Genomic DNA, 18,031 nt, shown 5'->3' on the forward strand with positions numbered 1-18,031 from the left:
GAGCAGTCGCGTCGCTATGACCAGCGCACACGGGCAGACGGGGAGCTTCCGTGGCTACCTTGATGGCTACCCAGGAAGGCACCTTCACCTTGGTCCGGGCGCACTCGGAGCGACGACAACGGTCGTTGCTCACTGATCACATACCGCTCGCAAGCCGTAAGTTCCTGGGCGAGAAGTCCCCTGAGGCAGCGGGCTGCGCACTTCGTCCGGTATGCAGGAGCCACATGAGATCACTCTCCTCATCGGGTAGCGGCGGTGGCTGCCAGCCTCTCCACCAGTGGGCTGGGCTCGCCGTGCCAGACAATGGTGAGCGCGTCCCTGGACCGTGTCGCGGCGACGAAGAGCAGTGATCGGGCCCGCTTGCACTCCGCCTGGTATCGGGCCGGGTCGGTGCGGCGCAATGCCTCTACGGAAGCCCTCGGGACAAGACCCCGTTGCACGCCCGCGATGACCATCCTCTGGTACTCAAGCCCCTTGAACCGGTACATCGTGCCGATGTGCACGCCCTCGTCACCCCGAGGGCCATCGGCCGTGATTTCGGTGGATACGATGCCGTTCTTCGCCAACCGAGCCGCCACCTGGGACACCATGTCGTTGGTCGGGACGCACACCGCGATGTCCTCGCGACGGATGTCGTGCCACGCCTTGATCTGTTCGGTGATCGCGTCCAGTTCGTCCTCGGAGGAGTCGGTACGTCGCACCACCGGCTCGCTGCCATACAGCACCGAGCGGTAGCCCGCCAGGGTCTCCTCGTCACCGTCCAGGTCGTCGTAGTGTTCGTCGCCCAGCATCCCGAGGGCGGACTTGAGGATCTCTCGGGTGGTCCGGTAGCTCAGGGTGAGCTTGGCGGAGCGGCCGCGGATGTGCACGCCGAGGCTGCCCAGGGTGACACGGTTGTCGTAGATGCGCTGGTGGGTGTCACCGACGAGGAAGATGTCGTCCGGCCCGGAGGCAACCATCGCCCGCAGCATCTTCCAGTGGGCGGCGGCCAGGTCCTGGGCCTCGTCCACGACGATGTGCCGATAACGGTGCCGCTGCCAGGCGCCGGTGGCTGACTCGACGTGCACGTTGCCGAGTCCCCCGCGCTCCGCCTTCGCCCGCGCCGCCGCCTCGATCCTGGCCGTACGTTCGATCTCCAGGCGTGCGGCCCGCTCGGCGACCTGCCGGTGGGTCTCCAGATGCTTCTCGTCCAGCCGCTGGGTGAACTGCTCCGTCAGCTGCCAGATCTCGGCCCGGTCCGCGCGTGTGATGCTCCTACCCCGTCCGGCCCGGCGCGCTTTGAAGTAACTGCCGCGGGAGTTGACCGCCTGACCGAGGATGACCTGCGCCCATTCGTCCATCAGGAACTCGGCGTCCCACTTGGTCCCACCGGTTTCGAGCAGTATCTGCCGCCATTCGTTCAGGGCGCGGGTGTCGTCGATCCTGCTCTTGGCACTGCCGGGGTCCGCCTCGCGCACCACACGAGTCGCCAGTTGGTCGACGTGCACGATCTCCACGCGCGCCACCGTCTCGGGGCCGCCGAGGGCAAGCAGCCGTGCGCGCAGATCCGCCGCCAGGTTCTTGTTGAAGGTGGTAAGCAGGACCGGCTTGTTGTTGCCGGGGCCTAGCCGGTCCACAAGGTGCTTCACCCGGTGAAGGGCGACGATCGTCTTGCCGGTGCCCGGACCGCCCCCGACTCGGGCCGGACCGGAGTACCGGCGGGTCACGAGCCGCTTCTGGGTCGGATGGAGGAAGACCTTCCAGCGCCCGAAGTCGCCCTCCTCAATGATGCTTTCGAGGTCCTTGTCGGTCGTGATGACCGTCGTGTCGGTGCGCTCGACCGCTGCCTGGTAGTCCTCGGGGTCGACGTCCTTGACCTGCACGGGCCGTGTGACCTCGTCGAGGACCTGCTCGAACGGGACATCGCGCAGCCGCAGCAGCACCTCACCGGTGTGGCGCGGCGCATATTCAACGAGGCCGAGCAGCTCCTCGTCGGTCGTGAGCCGCCCGACGACCGGGATAAGGGGTTCCGCCACACCGAGCTCGGCCAGCTGGTCGGGCGTCACGTCCGCGAACAGCGGACGCTCCCGCACAGGCTCGGGCATGACCGGGGCCTGCTGATGGACGGCCGGCTCCGCGGGCGGCCGCCCCTTGCGGAGGACTCCCGACTCGACGATCTCCAGGTCGACGTAGTCGATGCTGCCGGTGATCTGGTTGATGCCGTACGAGAGACGGTCCAGGTTCTCGTACACATGGCCCCGGTGTTTGACCGCGACCAGCAGCCACTCGGCCTCGCTCAGGTGCAGGAGCAAGGCCCGGTAGTCGGCGTTGACGCGCGCGGAGTACAGGCGTTCGTGGCCTTCGAGCTGCTTGAGTCGAAGGCCCGGGTGGCGGGGGTTGGCCCGGAAGTCGTGCTGGAACTTGTAGACCGCGCCGACGATCGCGCGGTCGAGCTTGACGATCTCCCGGTCGGTCTTCTCCAGCAGGCGCAGCGTGACCTTGGTCGGTGCGGCGGAGGTGGGCGTGGTCATCGTTCGTCTGCTCCTGTACGGTCCGTGCCGGTGATGCGGCGTGCCAGGTCGGCGGAGTCCCACTGGGCGGCGGTCCGGGCGTCCCAGCCCGCCGCGGCGAAGGCTCGGTCCCGGTCGACGGCCTCGTAATCGGGCTCGTCGTCCGCGCGGGCGGCCAGCACGACGGCCACCTTCGCGGCGGGCCAGGCGAGTTCTGCCTGCCAACCCGCGTCGCCCAGTTCGTGTCCAGGCCGGCCCGCGGGTGCGCCCGCCTCGGCCAGGCGGTGAGCGAGGTCGAGGAGGGCCGGTTCCTCGTCGTCGAGGAGGGGCAACACCTCGTCCCAGGCGGGATCCCGGACCGTCCGGGGCTGCTCCCCGGCGCCCCGCCCGCCGATGCCCGCGCCGACCGTGAGTTGAGCGGCGTCGAAGAGCGCCAGTTCGCTGGTCGCCAGCTGCCGGGCGTCGCCCTCGCCGTCGGCGAGGAACTGCAGGAGGTTGCCCCAGTACAGCCATGCTTGCCAGCGGCGCTGGTGGGCCGCCGGGTCCTTGGTGACAGCTTCCGGGCTGTCGTCCAGGACGGCGAGCGCGGTCCAGGCCGCCTCCACGGGACCGGGGGTCATGTCGACCGCGAGGATCAGCGGGCAGCCGCTCGCGTCGGCCACACGCACCACTTGGACAGGCCCCTGGCCGCCGGCACCCACCGCGTCCGCACCGAGCAGGTGGCCGTTGATCTCGGCGGCGGCGCCCTGGACCGGTACCGCCGTCCGTACCGCTTCCGGCAGCGCGATCAGGCCGGACAGGGCGGCCTGGGTGCGCAGCCGCCAGCGCCGCGGGTCGGGGTCGGCGAGGAACTTCAGCAGCGTGACCACAGGGTTCTGCCAGATGGTGTCGCGCAGTTCGCGGGGATCGCCGCCGTACTGGCCCTGAAGGACCTGGCCCGCTATCCGCATGGCGTTGTTCTGGTACGGCTCCCAGGCCCTTGGATCGGACACGGCACCGTCACCGTCCCAGCGGGACAGATCGGTCCAGGTCAGCTGGAACACGGCCCAGCCCTCGGCGCGGAGCCGCGCCCGGCGGGCCGCGTCTTCGGCGATGCGGTTGTGGTCCGCCGAGGCGTGATACTGGAAGCCGTCCAAGTAGACGGCGACGCGCAGGGGTTCGGCGTCCAGTCTGCGGACCACGAAGTCCGGCCGGGTCCAGCCGAGGTCCTCCTGGGGCTTGATCTGCCAGTGGACGACGGTGCGCCCGTCGGGGGCGGTGAGCCTGAGGTCAGTGGCGATGGTGCCGGACGGGTCCTGGGCGTGCCTGACGCTCGCCTGGGTGTCCTTACGGCGAGCCCAGGCGACGAGACCTTCCAGGAATCGGGCTTCGAGTTCACTCTCCACCTGGCGTCCCAGGGGGATGTCGTGGGTGGCGGCGACGGGGGCGACCTGCCAGCCTTCGACCGTGTCGCCGAGGACTTCACGCAGCAGTCCGAGAGCTGCCGCGCGGCTCACGTGCGCGTACTCAGTGCCCGACACATGCCTCAGGAGACAGCGGTGACAGGCCGCCTTGCCTTCCTCCTTGCAGGGACAGGTGTCGATGCGGTGGCGTGCCGCGACGAGTACGTTCCGAAAGGTGTCCGGGTCGGCGAGGCGGTGCAGATAGCCGGTTCCGCCGGGGAGGGTGTCGTACATCACGAGGAAGCGGCGCCGGATCTCGCCGCCGCCCGACTGGTCGGGCATGGAAGCGACGACCGCTTCCAGGTGATCGGGATTGCCGCCGTAGGTCTCGGCGATACCCGCCCTCAGCAGCGCCTTGAACGAGGACAGCCGCTCCTCCACGTGGGTGGTGGCGGCGGGCAGCAGAATGCGCAGGGCCTCGGTGTGCAGTTCGTGGGCGAGCAGCAGGGAGACGTCGGCGTCCGGTCGACCTCGGCCTCGGAAACGCGGGCACCAGGGCCGGTGGTGGGATCGGTCGGGCCGGCGTGCGAGGGACGGGCTCAGGGCGTCCGGCGACTGGTCCGGGGCGGGCCGTCCCTTCGCCGTGGCCCCGCCGCACTGGGTGCACACGTAGAAGGGGTTGAGCCGGATGTCCTCGCCCGCGAAGGAGTCGGTGGCGGGGACGTCGAAGCGAGCCTGGCCGAGGTTGAACGCCCGGACGGCGGCGCGCCTGCTGAAGTCCCAGCCGAAGGTGGCCTGTTGGTGACGCCAGGCGGACTCGATGTCCTCGGTGGCGATGTCGACGGCCGTGACGACGGTGTAGCTGAGCCGCTCGCGGTCGTCCGAGTCGTCCCTGATCCGGGCGTCGTCGTGCCGGTCCCGGGAGGTGACCCTGGTGGGCTGCAGGACCCGGTGCAGACACCCGCGGTCGCCGATGGCGGTGCTCCGACAGCGCGGACAGGGGCTCGTATCGTCCTCGGCCCGGTGCGTACGGACATAGCCGCAGCTGGGGCACACCCGCCAGACCAGCCACTTCGGGCGGTCGGCACTGCCGACGTCCAGACCGGAGACGCGGTGCTTGTAGCCCTTGAAGTAGAAGAGGTTTCCCGGCGCGTAGTCCGTCAGTGCCAGCCGGGCCGCCCGCTCATGGCTGGTGACCCTGCTGTCGTAGACGGTGTCACCGTCCTGGTTCTTCTCGCTCCAGGTGAGGGTCGCCTCCAGTTCCGTACCGCCGTCGACCAGGCTGTAGTTGGGCAGCAGACCGAGATCGACCAGGGTGCCGTGGGCGCTCTCGCGGCCGATCTCGGCGAACCGGCGGGCGACGGCGACGCGCTCGGCGCGCAGTTCGCGGTCCTGCCGGGCGTGTTCGGGGTCGCCGGCGATGAGCTGGGCGCGGGCCTCGTCGATCGCGGTGAGGCGGCCACGGAGATCACTGAGGCGTTCTTCCCAGGTGGCGGCCGCTCGTTCGACGGCTGGGCGCAGACCCTCGGTGGCGAAAGAACGCAGGACCTCCGCGGTCTCCTCGTCGACGGCGGATACGTCGTCGTGGTCCACGAAGAGGTCCAGGAACTCCTGCACCGAGCGCTCGCCCCGAACCAGAGCCGCGTCGGTAAAGTCGCGCAGCCAGCCGGTGTCACCGAACAGCGCGGAGGCCAGGCGCGGCAGCGGGAGAATCTCGGGAGCACCGTCCTCGTCGGGTCCGCGCAGCGTGCCGCGGGCCGCGAGGTCGAGGAGACGGGCCACGTACTGGCGGCGCAGGATCTCGGCGGCCGACAGATAGCAGCCCGGCGGGTGGATCTCACCCGCGATCATCTGCCGGGGTTCCTGGAGGTAGTAGAGGTCGCGCGGGCCCCGGTCGACGAGGGTGAGGAGGTAGGCGTTGCCGCTGGAACGACCGGCGCGGCCGACCCTCTGCACGTAGTTAGCGGGTCCCTTGGGCAGGGAGGCGAGTACGACAGCCGACAACGCGCCGATGTCGATGCCGAGTTCGAGGGTGGGCGTGCAGGACAGCACGTTGGGGTCGGTGTAGCGGGTGCCGCGCCTGAAGGCCGCCTCGACGCTCTCCCGTTCCTTCCGAGTGAGGGCGCCGGTGTGCTCGGCGGTCACCACGGTGTAGGCGCCGGTCTCCCGGTACATCCGCCGGTAGTAGTCCTTGGTGTAGTCGCGCAGTCGGGTCGTGGAGCCGCTGTCGAGCTCGGCACCTTCCGATCCTGCGGCCAGAAGGGTCCCGGAGCACTGGTAGCGCGGGCAGGGCTGCCGGTGCCAGTGGTCCAGATGATCGGGGTGCACCGTCTGCTGCCAGGCGCACACCGGACACCGCGTGTACGCGTCGCCCACCACGTCGTCGGCGAGCGCCCGGACCCTTACGTGACCGGGCTGGAGACCGTAGACGCGGGTCGCCCCGTCCTTGGCCGTGCGGACACAGAGGATGCCTGCCTCAGCCAGCTGTGGCAGGAGCGTGCGGACGAACTCGGCCGCGGCATCGCGGGGCAGGCCGAGGCAGCGGCTGGTCCAGTCCTGATACCAGTTCTGCGCCGCACCGAGAGTGTCGAACTGAGTTCTGTCCTTGGCCCGGTCGAGGAGGAAGGCGGGGGCCGAGATGCCGGGCGGGAAGGCGGGCATACCGGACGGACGTCCGCCCCACACCAGCCAGCGGCGCACCCCGGCTTCGTCGAGCCAGGGATCGAGCCAGCCGTGGCGCACCGCGCCCCGGATGCGCAGCCTCTCCAGGAGGCCACGGACATAGCCGAGGTAGCGCTCCTCCTCCGGCCCGGCTCCGCCTCGGAGCGTCACCAGTGCCGGAGTCCGCCGCAACAGGTCCCGGACGAGGTCGGTGGCCAGGTCAGGGTCAGAGAGGTCGACCTCGGCCGCCGCGGTGCGGGTCAGTTCCAGGGTGCGGCCCTGCCGGGAGCGCAGGCCGAACTCGAGTACGGCGGCGAAGGCCAGGCGTTCGCCGATCATCTGCCAGGTCGCACGACTTCCCTTGCTGGCGCCGGACAGCAGCAGGTCCACACCGTGGATGTCGTGCAGGTCCGGGGGTGCGACGGCGGCGAGGACGTCACGGTCGACGACCTCGGCTAGGCAGTCCGCCACGATGTCGTTGAGCGGCCGCGCCGTCTCTTCGTCGAGCTGGGCGGCCAGCAGGGCACGCAGGGAGAAGTCGTAAGAGCGGCTGGCGACGAAGCCCGCGCGGTGGGCGGCGTCCTGCACGGAGTCGTTGAACAACAGCGTGCGCCGCTCCGGCCCGGGAGCCAGCTCGCCGCCGGTGAACAGCTGGGTGATGGAGGCGGCTGCCAGGGGGGCGAGTCCTCGGCCGAGGAAGCGGATGGCGTTGCCGGTGGCGCAGTTGGGGCAGCGGTCGTCGGCGGCGGTCTGGTCGTTCATCAGATCGACGCGGACGAACGCGGCGTCCCTGAGCCCCTTGGCCGCCCGTACTCCGTGCCGGTCGGGCCGTTCGAAGTCCTTGTCGGGATCGATGGGCCGGATGCGGCCCTGTTCACCGTCGAGGACGAAGACGGATCCACGCCGCCCGGTGTCCTCCGCCGGGTCGAAGGCGGATCGGTGGGCCTCGGCGACCGTGGCGGCGATCAGCGTACGCACCAGACGCTTGTCCCGGGTGAGGGACGCCTGCCGGATCTTGGCCGGGTTCATCTCCAGTTCGGCCCGGTCGTGTTCTCGGGAGAGGGCGGCCCAGCCCGAGCGGCCGCACTGCCGGCAGTGCACGGCGGGCAGGAAGATGTTGGCCGGGGGGACGGCCGAGTCCAGGGCAGCGGATCCCACGGCGGCATCGCCCGCGCCGACGGACGCTGTCTGCTCCTCGCGGGGCCGGTCCTCGTCCCAGCGGAACTCCGCCCTCGGGCCGATACCGCGCAGCACACGGGAGACCGACCGCACCCACTGGTGGACTTCCACCGTCAGCAGGGGGCGCGGCCGTTCCTCGGTGCTGTCCGGTCCTTGTGTGACGGAGAGGAGGGCGATGAACCGGGAGAGGGCCTGGGCGGCCTCCTCGGGCTGCTGCTGGACGGCCATGCCCCAGTGGTAGGCGTAGCGCGGCAGCGCGTCCATGATCTCGGTGCGGGTCTTGGGCCGTCCGTCGAGTATTTCGAGGACGGCCGCGGTGAGCCGGTGGGTGCGCAGGATCTCGCCCAGTTCGACCGGTGTCGGCGGGCGGTCGCGCCGCTCGTCCGGCCGCCGGGTGAAGGCGTCGACGAGGCGGTCCATGGCGTGGGGATCGCGCAGCGGGTCGCCTAGGACTATGACGTCCTGCGGGGCCGGGAAGGGCAGGGTGAAGTCCGATTTCCCGGCGAACTGTTGGACGGTCATGCGGTCCTCGCCGATCACCGCGTCCGGACCGAACGGCGTGCCGAAGACCTGGGCCGCCACGTCGAGGATGGTGCCGCCGCCCTCGGCAGCCGGGAGGTGCGGTGCCCTCGTCGCGGACGGGGCACTTTCGCCGAGGGTCGCCGAGGTGGCGACGGGGCAGACGTCGCCGAGCGGGCGGCCCGGACGTGCCTTGCCGGTGGCCGCGCCGAGCCGTCGCATCAGCATGGCCACGTCCGTGCCTTGGGCGCCGTCGTAGGTGTGGAACTCGTCGACGACGACGTAGGCGAGGGCTTCGTCCTGCCAGAGCGGGAGGTCCTCGGCGCGCTGGAGGAGCAGGTCCAGCATCTTGTAGTTGGTGATGAGGATGTCGGGCCGCCCGCCGCGGATGCGCGTCCGGTCCGTGTGCACGTGCGAGTAACCGGTGGCCGGCTCGTCGCCGATGTAGAGGGCCGCGGACACCTGGGCGAGGCGCGGGTCCTTGAGCTGGTCGTTGAGGCGCTGGGCCTGGTCGGTGGCGAGGGCGTTCATCGGGTACAGCAGGATCGCCTTGACGCCGTCCTGGCCGGCCGCCCGTGCGCGTCGGCAGTGGTCGAGTACGGGCACCAGGAAGGACTCGGTCTTGCCCGATCCGGTGCCGGTGGTGATGAGGGTGGGCCGGGCGGGCCCGTGCAGGGTGGACAGCCGCTGCCAGGCCTGCGCCTGGTGCCGGTAGGGCTCGAAGCCTTCGGGCACCCATTCCAGAGATCGCGTCCAGGCACGTCCCGCGGCTTTGAAAGGTGTACGGATCCGCAGATACGGGCCGCGGAAGATACCGTCCTGCTCGTCGCGCAGGAACTCCTCCAGCGCACGCCGTTCACCCTCGTCCGCGAGGGCGAACGTGGTGGTCAGGTACTGGGTGAGGCTGTCCCCGACCTGTTCGGCGGCGAGAGTGGGGCGCACCCGACGGCTCCTTGTCCTGGACGTCTTCCACGGCTTCGACTGCGGCTGGTACGAAGTCTCCTACATGGCTACGACATCGCCCCGGCGCGGACCAGCAGCTCACCCGGGACGCCTGCCACCGGCAGCGGTTCCCGGACCCCTTCGTACCCGAGATGGACCTCTTCGCGCGCCCGGGTCAGAAGCACGTAGTACGCCATCCTCAGCGCGACCGCCGACGGATCACCGCTGTCGGTATGGGTGTCCGGCACGAAGACGCTGTCGAACTCCAGCCCCTTGGCGCTGGCTCGGCTGATGACACGGATCCCGGGCCGCCGCAGGTCGAGGGTGCGGTGGCGGCCCTCGGAAGCGGCGCCGACGTACACCTGGGAACGCAGACGGGGTGCGGTGCGCTCCAGGTGTTCGTGCAGGGCGAGTTGCTGCCGTGTCGTGCGCAGGACCACGCCGATGGTGCGCTGCGGGTGGCGTTCGGCATGGGCGACGAGCTGAGAGGCGAGGGCGCGCTGGTCGGCGTACCGCCACAGCCGGGGAGCCGGCCCCGTGCGGGAGGACAGTGGCGGTGCCACGGCGCCGGTGTGGAAGCGGGCGGCCAGGGCCGCGATGGGCCGGGTCGTGCGGTACTGGTGGGTGAGCTGATGGCGTACGCAGTCGCCCAGGGCCGTGCTGATCTCGTCAAGGGTGGACTGGGTGTCGGTGATGCGCTGGCTCTCGTCGGCGAAGACGGTGACGGGCAGGCCGAGCAGGCGACACAGTCGGTAGAAGGGCCGGGGCAGGTCCTGCCCTTCGTCCACGACAACGGCAACGGGCTCGGACGGCTCCTCCACAGCGGCAAGGGCGAACAGCTCTCGCCAGTCGAACCAGTCCTCCGCGGCCTGTGGAGCGGCTTCACCGGTGCGGGTCCGGAACCAGGAGTGGACCCACGCGTGCACGGTGGAGACCTCGACATCGCCTTGGACAGCCAGGGTCTGGCGGAGCAGGTTCGACCGGGTGAGCAGGTGGACCCGTACGCCGGTGAGGGCGAGCAGATCGGCGCGCTGGGCGGCGAGCACGCTCTTGCCGGAGCCCGGCGGCCCGGTGACGAGATGCTGCCCTTCGAACGGCAGGTCTCTCAGCAGGTCCTGCTGTTCCTCGCCGAGGTCCAGGTAGGTCAGGTTCACAGGGCGTCGTCCTCGATCTCCCGGGCGGCAAGCTCCCGGGCCGTGGTGATGACGTCCTCGAAGTAGCCGGGGACGCCCGCCCCACCGACGAGCAGGACGCGGTCGAGGAGTGCGTTGCCGGTCTCGCAGCTGGTCTCGGGCAGCAGGCAACAGGCGTGGCAGGCGGCCCGGTTGAGGTTGGCGTACCCCTGTCCGCTGTGTTCCGCGCACAGCGGGTCGGCCGAGCACCAGGCAGCGGTCTCGGTCAGGCGCAGCAGAATCTCGGCGAGACGGGGCGGTTCGCCCTGCCGGACGAGTCCGCCGAGGGTGCCCTCGGCGTCACCGGCCGCGGTGTACACGAGAACTCCTGCCTGCCGGCCGCCACCGGACCGGGCGTACACACGCTCACGCAGGGACGCGGTGGAGTAGCCCGACTCAAAGGAGAGCTGTCGGACCAGCAGGTGGGCAAGGGTGTGCAACAGGACGAACCGAGGCAGTAGTTCGGGCCCGGTGAGGGCTTCGAGCCGGTCTTTCTGGAAGGCCCGGTCGAGATCGTCCCGCATCCCGCGCACCCGGTCGCGTACGGCGCCGTCCCGCTCCCACTCGGCAAGCCGTCGCTCGTCCAGGGCCAGGAAGACTCCCTCGCCGAAGACTTCGACCGCGGGGAGCCAGCGTGCCCGCCGCCCGGTATCGACGGGGACGAACTTGGCGGTCGGGGTGACCCGGCTGAAGCCCTGGATGGCACGGACCTCACGCAACCGGTCCGCGACGACCACGCGCGCGACCTTGTCCCGCAGCTCCGCCCAGGGAGCCTCCTGCTCCTCCTCCAGACCGAGGCCGACCTCCCGGACGACGAAGTCCCGGGTGGGTTCCGGGGCGGGCGCGGTGAAGGCGGCCCATTCGTCGCTGCTGAGGTCCGGATACACCACCTGGTGACTGCGCTCGCCGGGCTCGTCGACCGGGGTGCCGGTCTCCTCCGCGAGCAGCGCGTCGAGAAGGGAGTCCTCCGCCCCGGTGTCCTCCGTGATCATCGAGCGGATGAGCGGGGCGCGCGGGCCGTCGGGTGCCTTGCACAGGGCGAGCCACATGTCGTGGCGGCGTACACGCTCGGCGAGTTCGCCGTCCGTGGCGGATTCGCCGCTCTCCGGAATGTCGAGGGCTGAGTGCACGACGGGGTAGTACAGGTTTCCGGCGGTGCGCTGGACGATCTGGACGGGTCCCGGGCAGTCCTTGGTCGCCTCACCGCGCCGCTGCCACGGGTTGCGACCGGTGCAGCGCAGCCGCTTGGCGCCCAAGACGTCGAGCAGGTCCCGACAGGGGCCTGGGCAGCCGGGTGCGGTGCAGGCGACGGACAGGGCTTCCAGGCCGGTGGCGCGGTCCTCGAAGCGGAACCGCAGGTGTTCGCGGCTGTGGCAGGACTCCCGCTGTTCCGGGGTGAGTTCGGAGTGCGCCCAGTACCACCAGTCGACGTCGCCGAGGTGGCCGGAGGGGCAGATCTGGACGAACCGCATCGGGGTGAGCTGCCGCCCCGGCGAACAGCTGCGGCACCGCGGCGGCATGCCGGGCCGCTCGTCGGCCACCCGCCAGTGCGTCATGCGCCGGCAGGCCGGGCAGAACAGCCAGGCGGGAAACCGGATGTACGGCGGCCCGGCGGCGTCCGGGATGTCCCACGCGTCGTGCGGGGCGGGCGGCGCCGCGCGGAACCCACTGACGCCGAGGCGGGCGGCCAGCCGGGGTGAGGACACCGGCTGGTGGGCGCGGGGCCAGTCGCCGATGCCCGCGGCGACGAAGGACTCGCCCTGGACGTCCAGTACGGCGCCGGTGCCGAAGGGCACCACGGTCTGCGCCTGGCGCACCCGGCGGCGGCTCATGCGTCGGCTCCCTTCACCACGACCTGGCATTCCCGGTCGACGTTGCGCATGGAGTGCGGGGTCTCCCACAGGCCCCCGCCGCGGTCGAAGTCACGCAGGAGGTTGTGCTGTCCCTTGCCCTGGGTGCGGTAGTGCAGGCGCTTCCCGTCGTCCTGTGCCTCCCGGGCTGCTTCCAGCCACTCCTGGAACAGCCGGAAGAGGTCGTCACGGACTCCGGGTGCCGCCTCCGGATCACTGCGCGTGACCCAGTCCACGAGCCGTTCCGCCTGCGTACTGACGTCGGCGATCCGGTCGAGGACATCCCCGGCCACGTCCTCGGCGCTCAGCCCTAGACCGTGGCGGACGAGCACCACCAGGGCCGCGTGCAGGGCACGCCTGCGGGAGGGCACGGACCAGGGTGTGACGGTCGTTGGTTCCACGTGCCGGTACAGGGCGGAGTGGTAGGTGCCGAACGTCTCGTAGTGCGAACGGTCGCGCGGCTTGGTGGCGTTGAGGAACGTCACGACGAGTCCGGGCACACCGTGGCGTCCCACCCGGCTGGTGGCCTGGATGTACTCGGCGGTGGCCTTGGGCTGGCCGAGCATAAGCATCAGGGCGAGCCGTTTCACGTCCACGCCCACGGAGAGCATGTTGGTGCAGGGCAGCAGGGATATCGCCGCCGGGTGGTCCCACGGCTTCTCCAACCGGTCGAGGACGAGCGGCTGTTCACTGCGATCCAGAGTGCTGGTGAGTTCCTGCACCTGCCCCTCGGTGAGCACCCTGCGTTCGGCGACCGGGCCGATGCCGGCGAGCTGTGCGGGGATGTCGTCGGCCGCGGCGGTGACGGTGCGGCCCAGCTCGCGAAGGCTGTGGTGGTACGCGACGAGGGTCCAGTAGTCGTCCCGGCGCTCCTCGGGCAGTTGCAACGGCCCCTGGAGCAGGGTCGCGGCGGTGGCGACGGTGGCACGACCGGCGGTGTGTCCCTGCGCCATGACGCCGACGTACAGGCGGCCGGGGCGCCCGGTGTCGGGCTCGGCGAAGTAGGACGAGCGGGCATCGAGGCCGGCGGGCGGGAAGAGCTGTACCGGCCTGCCGTACAGCCTGCGGACCTGCTCGCCGGAGCGACGGATGGTGGCGGTGGAAGCGACGACCTTCGGCCCTTGCTCGGCGGGGGAACACAGTTGCAGGATGGCTGCCTCGTACAGGCCTACGGTAGTGCCGAGGGGGCCGGTGAGTAGGTGCAGCTCGTCCTGGATGACGAGGTCCGGTGGCAGGTTGCCGCCCCTGCCGAAGAGCCGGCCGGCGTCCCGTTCCCAGGCGAGCCGGGCGAACTTGTCGACCGTGCCGAGGACGAACGTCGGCGGGTGCGCGTAGAGATGGTCGTCGACGACGGCGACAGGGAGCTCGTCGTGGAAGGCGCAGTCGTCGCGGGGGCAGAAGAACCGGAAGGACGAGGCCCGGGCGTCGATGCCGTAGTCGGAACGGTCAGGGGACTTGCGTTCGGGCACGATCCGGGTGCCGCACCAGGGACAGCGGTCGAGGATGAAGCGGTCGTCCGGGGTGGCGGCGGCACGCACCTCGTCGAAGACCTCGACGGCCGCTTGGTACGAGTTCGGAGTGGTCGCCTCGCCGACCCACAACCCGATGGAGAACGGCTCGCTCCCGAGGGTGTCCTGAGCCGCCTGCCTCAGCCGCTCCAGCGCGCACACCGTGGTCGCCGCCCGCTGGAACTGCTGTGTGGTCAGCAGCGACAACGTGTACCGGCTCAGTACGGCCGTCCCACCGCCCGAGGTGCCACGCGGCCGTAGGCGACGCAGGACCATGACGAACGCGGCCAGCAACAGATACGCCTCGGTCTTGCCACCACCGGTCGGAAACCAGATCAGGTCGACCGTCTCGCGGTCCGGGTGCGTCGGATCGGCCGCGCCTTCCAGCGCCATGAGGAAGAAGGCGAGCTGGAAAGGCCGCCAGGCGGCGGTCGGATCGGGGGCCGGATCGAGTTGTACGGCCGCGCCGCGCGCGTGCCGCTCCCCCGCCTGGTCGGGTTCGCTGTGCCGCATCTGGAGCGCCATCGCGGCGTTCGCCCTACGGAAGGCCCGCCGGAGGTCCTCGTTCTCCTCCGCGCACAGGGCGCGCACTCCGGACTCCATGCGCAGTACGGCGGTTTCGATCCGTTCCAGGATGCGCCGGGCGGCGGGACGGGCCCACTGGGGTACGTCCGTGGCCCGCTGTGTCGCGCACCAGTCACGGTAGCCCGCGACGAACTCGACCAGTTCCGTGCGGAGTTCGGTAACCGGCAGCGCCTCGTCGGCGAGCCGGGCCAGCAACAGCGCCGGCGTCCTGGGCCCGGCCGCCCGCACCGCGGGCACCTCGGTCTGTGGCATCACCTCGACGTGGGCACGAGTCACGCGGCCGTCGTCGGACCGCGCTTCCCGTACCGCGCAGCCGTGGCCCACGGCGTAGGTCTTGATGTGCCGGTACTGGAGGCGGAGTTCCTGCTCCTCCTCGTCACGACTGGCGAGCCGGACACCGGGATACGGCAGGACCTCCCCGTCGATCGTCTCGACGCCGAGTCCCACCTGGAACAGCATGTTGTCCCACTGCCGCTCGCGTTCGGCGGCGCTGAGGGACTGGCGGGGCGCGCGAGCCGTGTTGACCAGGGCGACCGTCACCAGTCGGCCGTGCCCGAACACCCGCCAGGTCACGCGGATCTCACCGCGCCCCTCGAAGACGAGGCCGCCCGGCTCCCCGGGCTTGAAGGTGTGTGGTTCGGCGGGCAACGGGACGCGCTGCCAGCGCCGTCCGCGTTCGCCGCGCTCGGTCAGATAGCGGGCTCCCTCGACCGTGACGCGGAGTTCGGCGGCCGTGGTGAACAGCGACAGTCCGAGAGAGGAGGGGAGCCAGGCGTTCGACTCGGGTACGGGGTCGTCGCGTTGGGCGGTGTCCTCCCGTTGCTCCTCCGCGCCCGGCGCGTCGAGCACCTCGGCGGAGAGCGTCAACTGCCGGTGCAGATCGGCGTCTTGGGGATAGAGGGTGCCCATCAGATACTGACGGTCAGGCGGGGACGTCACCGTCTCTCGCTTGCCCTGCGCGGGCCCGACGAGTTGTGCGCGTACGAACGCGACGAGTTCTTCTCTGGGTCCCATGGCTCCCGTGCCCCCCACGTCACGCTGCCGTGACCGAACGTACCGGTCCGCAAGACCTTATCCGGCATATGCCGGATGCCGCTCTCCGTTCCGGGAAATCGCTCACATCCAGCCACAGATGATGAACACAGTGTCTCCGCATCACAGGACCGATTGTCAGTGCCTCGTGTCACAGTCTTCTCATGACGGCGGACGCACCGGGCACCCGGGGGAACGGGGTGCGTGAACTGCGCGGGGCCATGACGGCACTGCTGGCGGACCTGCACGACTGTGCGCACGGAGGCCGCGTGACAGAGCGGGACTTCAGGGCGGCGACGGCCCGTCTGGGACTGGATACCGAAGGGCTGAAAAGGCTTGAACTGGCGCTGGCCCAGCAGGGGTTGGCCGTGGAGCGGACTTCCAGCGACTCCCGGCAGAACGTGCGGATCGGCCGGGTTCTGGGGCTCGCCCGCAAGTACGCCGCGGCCGGCGTCGTGCCCGCCCCCGCGTTCACGGGGTTGGTCTCGCTGTGCGGACTCGACGCCGGTGAGCGGGAGTTGCTGACGACAGCGCTGCGGAGCGAGGGGGTGGCGATCGGCGCGCCTCCGTCTCCACGACGCGACGAGGTCGCTGAGGCCAAGGCACCGAAGGGGGACGAGGACGCCGAGCCGGAGGAAGGTCCCCGAGCGGATGAGCTGGGCGGAGAGGGCGAAGCCCCTAAGGACCTGGACTCGGCAATTGCGGCCGCGCGCGCCCGCATGAACGAGGACCGGCGCCGGCGCACCGCGTGGAAGACGCTGCTCACCGCTGAGGAGGAGGTCGGGCTGAGTGTGCTCGTCAAGGGCGGGCCCGAGCATCTCGACCACAAACCGGAGGAGGCCGAACTGGCCGCCCTACCGGACACCGACATCCGCCGCCGCGCCTACGAGACGCTGGTCATGCACAACGTGAGGCTCGTCCACAAACTGGCCCAGCGGTTGCAGGGCCAGGGTCTCGAATACGAGGACCTGGTGCAGCACGGCGTGACGGGACTGATGCACGCGGCGTGCCTCTTCGATCCGAGCAAGGGCTTCAAGTTCTCTACGTACGCGACCTGGTGGGCCCGCCAGGCACTGGAGCGGGCCTTGGGCAACGAGAGCCGGTTGATCCGCATCCCGATGCACATGCACGAGAAGGTGCGCAAGGTCGCGATGGTGGAGGCCAAGCTCGCCTCCCAGGGCCAGTCCCTGTCGGCGGGCGCGGTGGCCGTGGCGGCGAACCTCACGGTGACCGAGGTCGACGCGGTACGCCGGATCAGCCGGCCGACGGACTCCCTGGACCGGGAGATCGGCGACGGAACCCATCTGGGCGAGCTGATCGCGACGCTCCATCTGGCGCCGACGCCGGAAGAGGTGCTGCATCCCAAGTACTCCCGGCAGTACGCGGAGGAGTTGCTGGCTCTCGCTTGCCTCACCGAACGCGAGGCCGACGTGATGCGGCGGCGCAGCGGGCTGGTGGGCGGTGAGAAGCAGACGCTGGACGACGTTGGTAAGGAGTACGGGGTCACGCGCGAGCGCATCCGGCAACTGGAGACGCGGGCACGGCAGCGGTTGATGGATGTACTGGCGGGTGACGAGCCGCAGCCTCGGGGAAAGCGGGGGCGGAAGCGAAAGCTAGCGGCGCCGGAGGAGACGCCTCCCGCAGTGGCGCCGATAGCGGAGGACCCCCTGCCGACGCCGAGAGTGAGGAAGGCGAAGGCGACGAAGGTTCCGGAGGAGCAGGGGACGCTGTTCTGAGCTGAGTCAGAGGTCTGGGCGGATCTTGCTGCCGATGTGGGCAAGCCGGATCGCCCGTTCCTCCGGGACCAGGCGGAAGTGGATGCGGCCCATACCCGGGGTGAAGCGGGCGTGCAGTTCGAAGAGGCGCAGCTCGCCGTCGAGGTCGCTGAACCAGCAGACCTGCCTGCGCGTCTGGCTCTCGGGAGTGACCCTGGTCTGCCACTCAGGCTCGGGCCGCGCCTCCGGCTCCCAAATGGCCACCGCTGCCTCCAACCGCTCCATGCACCGACGAACGGGCACGACCCAGCCCGGGTCCAGGCTGCTGAACTGCCCTTCGGTGCGGGGCAGGAACTGGAGGTGGGGATACAGATCCGCCCTGCCTTCCCAGATCTGACGGCCAGTCACGGCCCTGGCCAGGCTCGACTCCCGGATCCAGGACCGGTGTTCATCGACGTGCAGCACGGCGGACACGTGCCGGACATCGACCGTCCCGCTCTCGAACTCCAGCGAGCCGTCATCGAGTTCGACGAGTTCGCCGCGGTCGAGACCGACCCTGGGTGTCTGCCACTCGGAGGCCACGGGCAGGCTCACCGCGATGCCGTCCATGAAGTGCGCGGCGCCCAGACCAAGGACGGTCTCGCCCCCGTGGCGGTACTCCAGGCCGCCGTCAGCATCCGGCGTCGGGTAGACGCTACGGACCGGGGATCTGTTCTGGAGAGCCCGCAGACGCTGCCAGCGAGCGTGGTTCTTCGGATGGGATCCGATCCACTTGCCGATCGGATAACCCTCGGCGATCTCAAGTGACTTGAGGTCGCCCTCGCTGACCAGGGAGGTCTCGGCCGGGTCCTCCTTGGCGACGGCGCGCACCACGTCGACGAATTCCGCCATGGCTGTATCGGCCTTGGCCTCGTCGCATGTGGTGGCCCACGACTTCTCGTTCAGGAACAGCAAGGGCATGCTCGTCCCCCTCCCCCATGGTTCGTCTGGTGCGCCG

The 18,031-nt window shown here is 70.3% G+C and carries 7 protein-coding genes; 1 reads left to right on the forward strand and 6 read right to left on the reverse strand.

All coding sequences use genetic code 11. From position 1 onward, the window contains the following. Positions 1 to 239: 239 nt before the first annotated feature. The 5 genes from ACFVKT_RS23325 to ACFVKT_RS23345 form a co-directional block, all read right to left on the reverse strand. Entirely contained in the window at positions 240 to 2,510 is a 2,271-nt protein-coding gene (locus tag ACFVKT_RS23325) for a UvrD-helicase domain-containing protein (RefSeq protein WP_385734460.1), read from the reverse strand. After that, positions 2,507 to 9,172 carry a DEAD/DEAH box helicase gene (locus tag ACFVKT_RS23330; RefSeq protein WP_385734462.1) on the reverse strand — a complete coding sequence of 2,222 codons (6,666 nt, stop codon included), beginning with the start codon at positions 9,170 to 9,172 and terminating at the stop codon, positions 2,507 to 2,509. The genes ACFVKT_RS23325 and ACFVKT_RS23330 overlap by 4 nt, the downstream gene beginning before the upstream one ends. 68 nt (positions 9,173 to 9,240) lie before the next feature. Then, entirely contained in the window at positions 9,241 to 10,326 is a 1,086-nt protein-coding gene (locus tag ACFVKT_RS23335) for an AAA family ATPase (RefSeq protein ID WP_385734464.1), read from the reverse strand. Beyond that, entirely contained in the window at positions 10,323 to 12,176 is a 1,854-nt protein-coding gene (gene drmB / locus ACFVKT_RS23340) for a DrmB family protein (RefSeq protein ID WP_385734466.1), read from the reverse strand. The genes ACFVKT_RS23335 and drmB overlap by 4 nt, the downstream gene beginning before the upstream one ends. After that, positions 12,173 to 15,301, reverse strand: a complete 3,129-nt coding sequence (locus ACFVKT_RS23345) for a helicase-related protein (protein WP_385734468.1) — start codon at positions 15,299 to 15,301, stop codon at positions 12,173 to 12,175. The genes drmB and ACFVKT_RS23345 overlap by 4 nt, the downstream gene beginning before the upstream one ends. Positions 15,302 to 15,483: 182 nt before the next feature. Here ACFVKT_RS23345 and ACFVKT_RS23350 point away from each other — a divergent pair, with 182 nt between their 5' ends. After that, positions 15,484 to 17,055, forward strand: a complete 1,572-nt coding sequence (locus ACFVKT_RS23350; RefSeq protein ID WP_385734470.1) for an RNA polymerase sigma factor RpoD/SigA — start codon at positions 15,484 to 15,486, stop codon at positions 17,053 to 17,055. A 6-nt stretch (positions 17,056 to 17,061) separates the two neighbouring features. Here ACFVKT_RS23350 and ACFVKT_RS23355 read toward each other — a convergent pair whose 3' ends face one another. Continuing rightward, positions 17,062 to 17,994 carry a hypothetical protein gene (locus ACFVKT_RS23355; RefSeq protein ID WP_385734472.1) on the reverse strand — a complete coding sequence of 311 codons (933 nt, stop codon included), beginning with the start codon at positions 17,992 to 17,994 and terminating at the stop codon, positions 17,062 to 17,064. Between the last annotated feature and the right edge of the window lie 37 nt (positions 17,995 to 18,031).

The sequence above is a fragment of the Streptomyces sp. NPDC127595 genome (assembly GCF_042671685.1).
GTDB lineage: Bacteria > Actinomycetota > Actinomycetes > Streptomycetales > Streptomycetaceae > Streptomyces.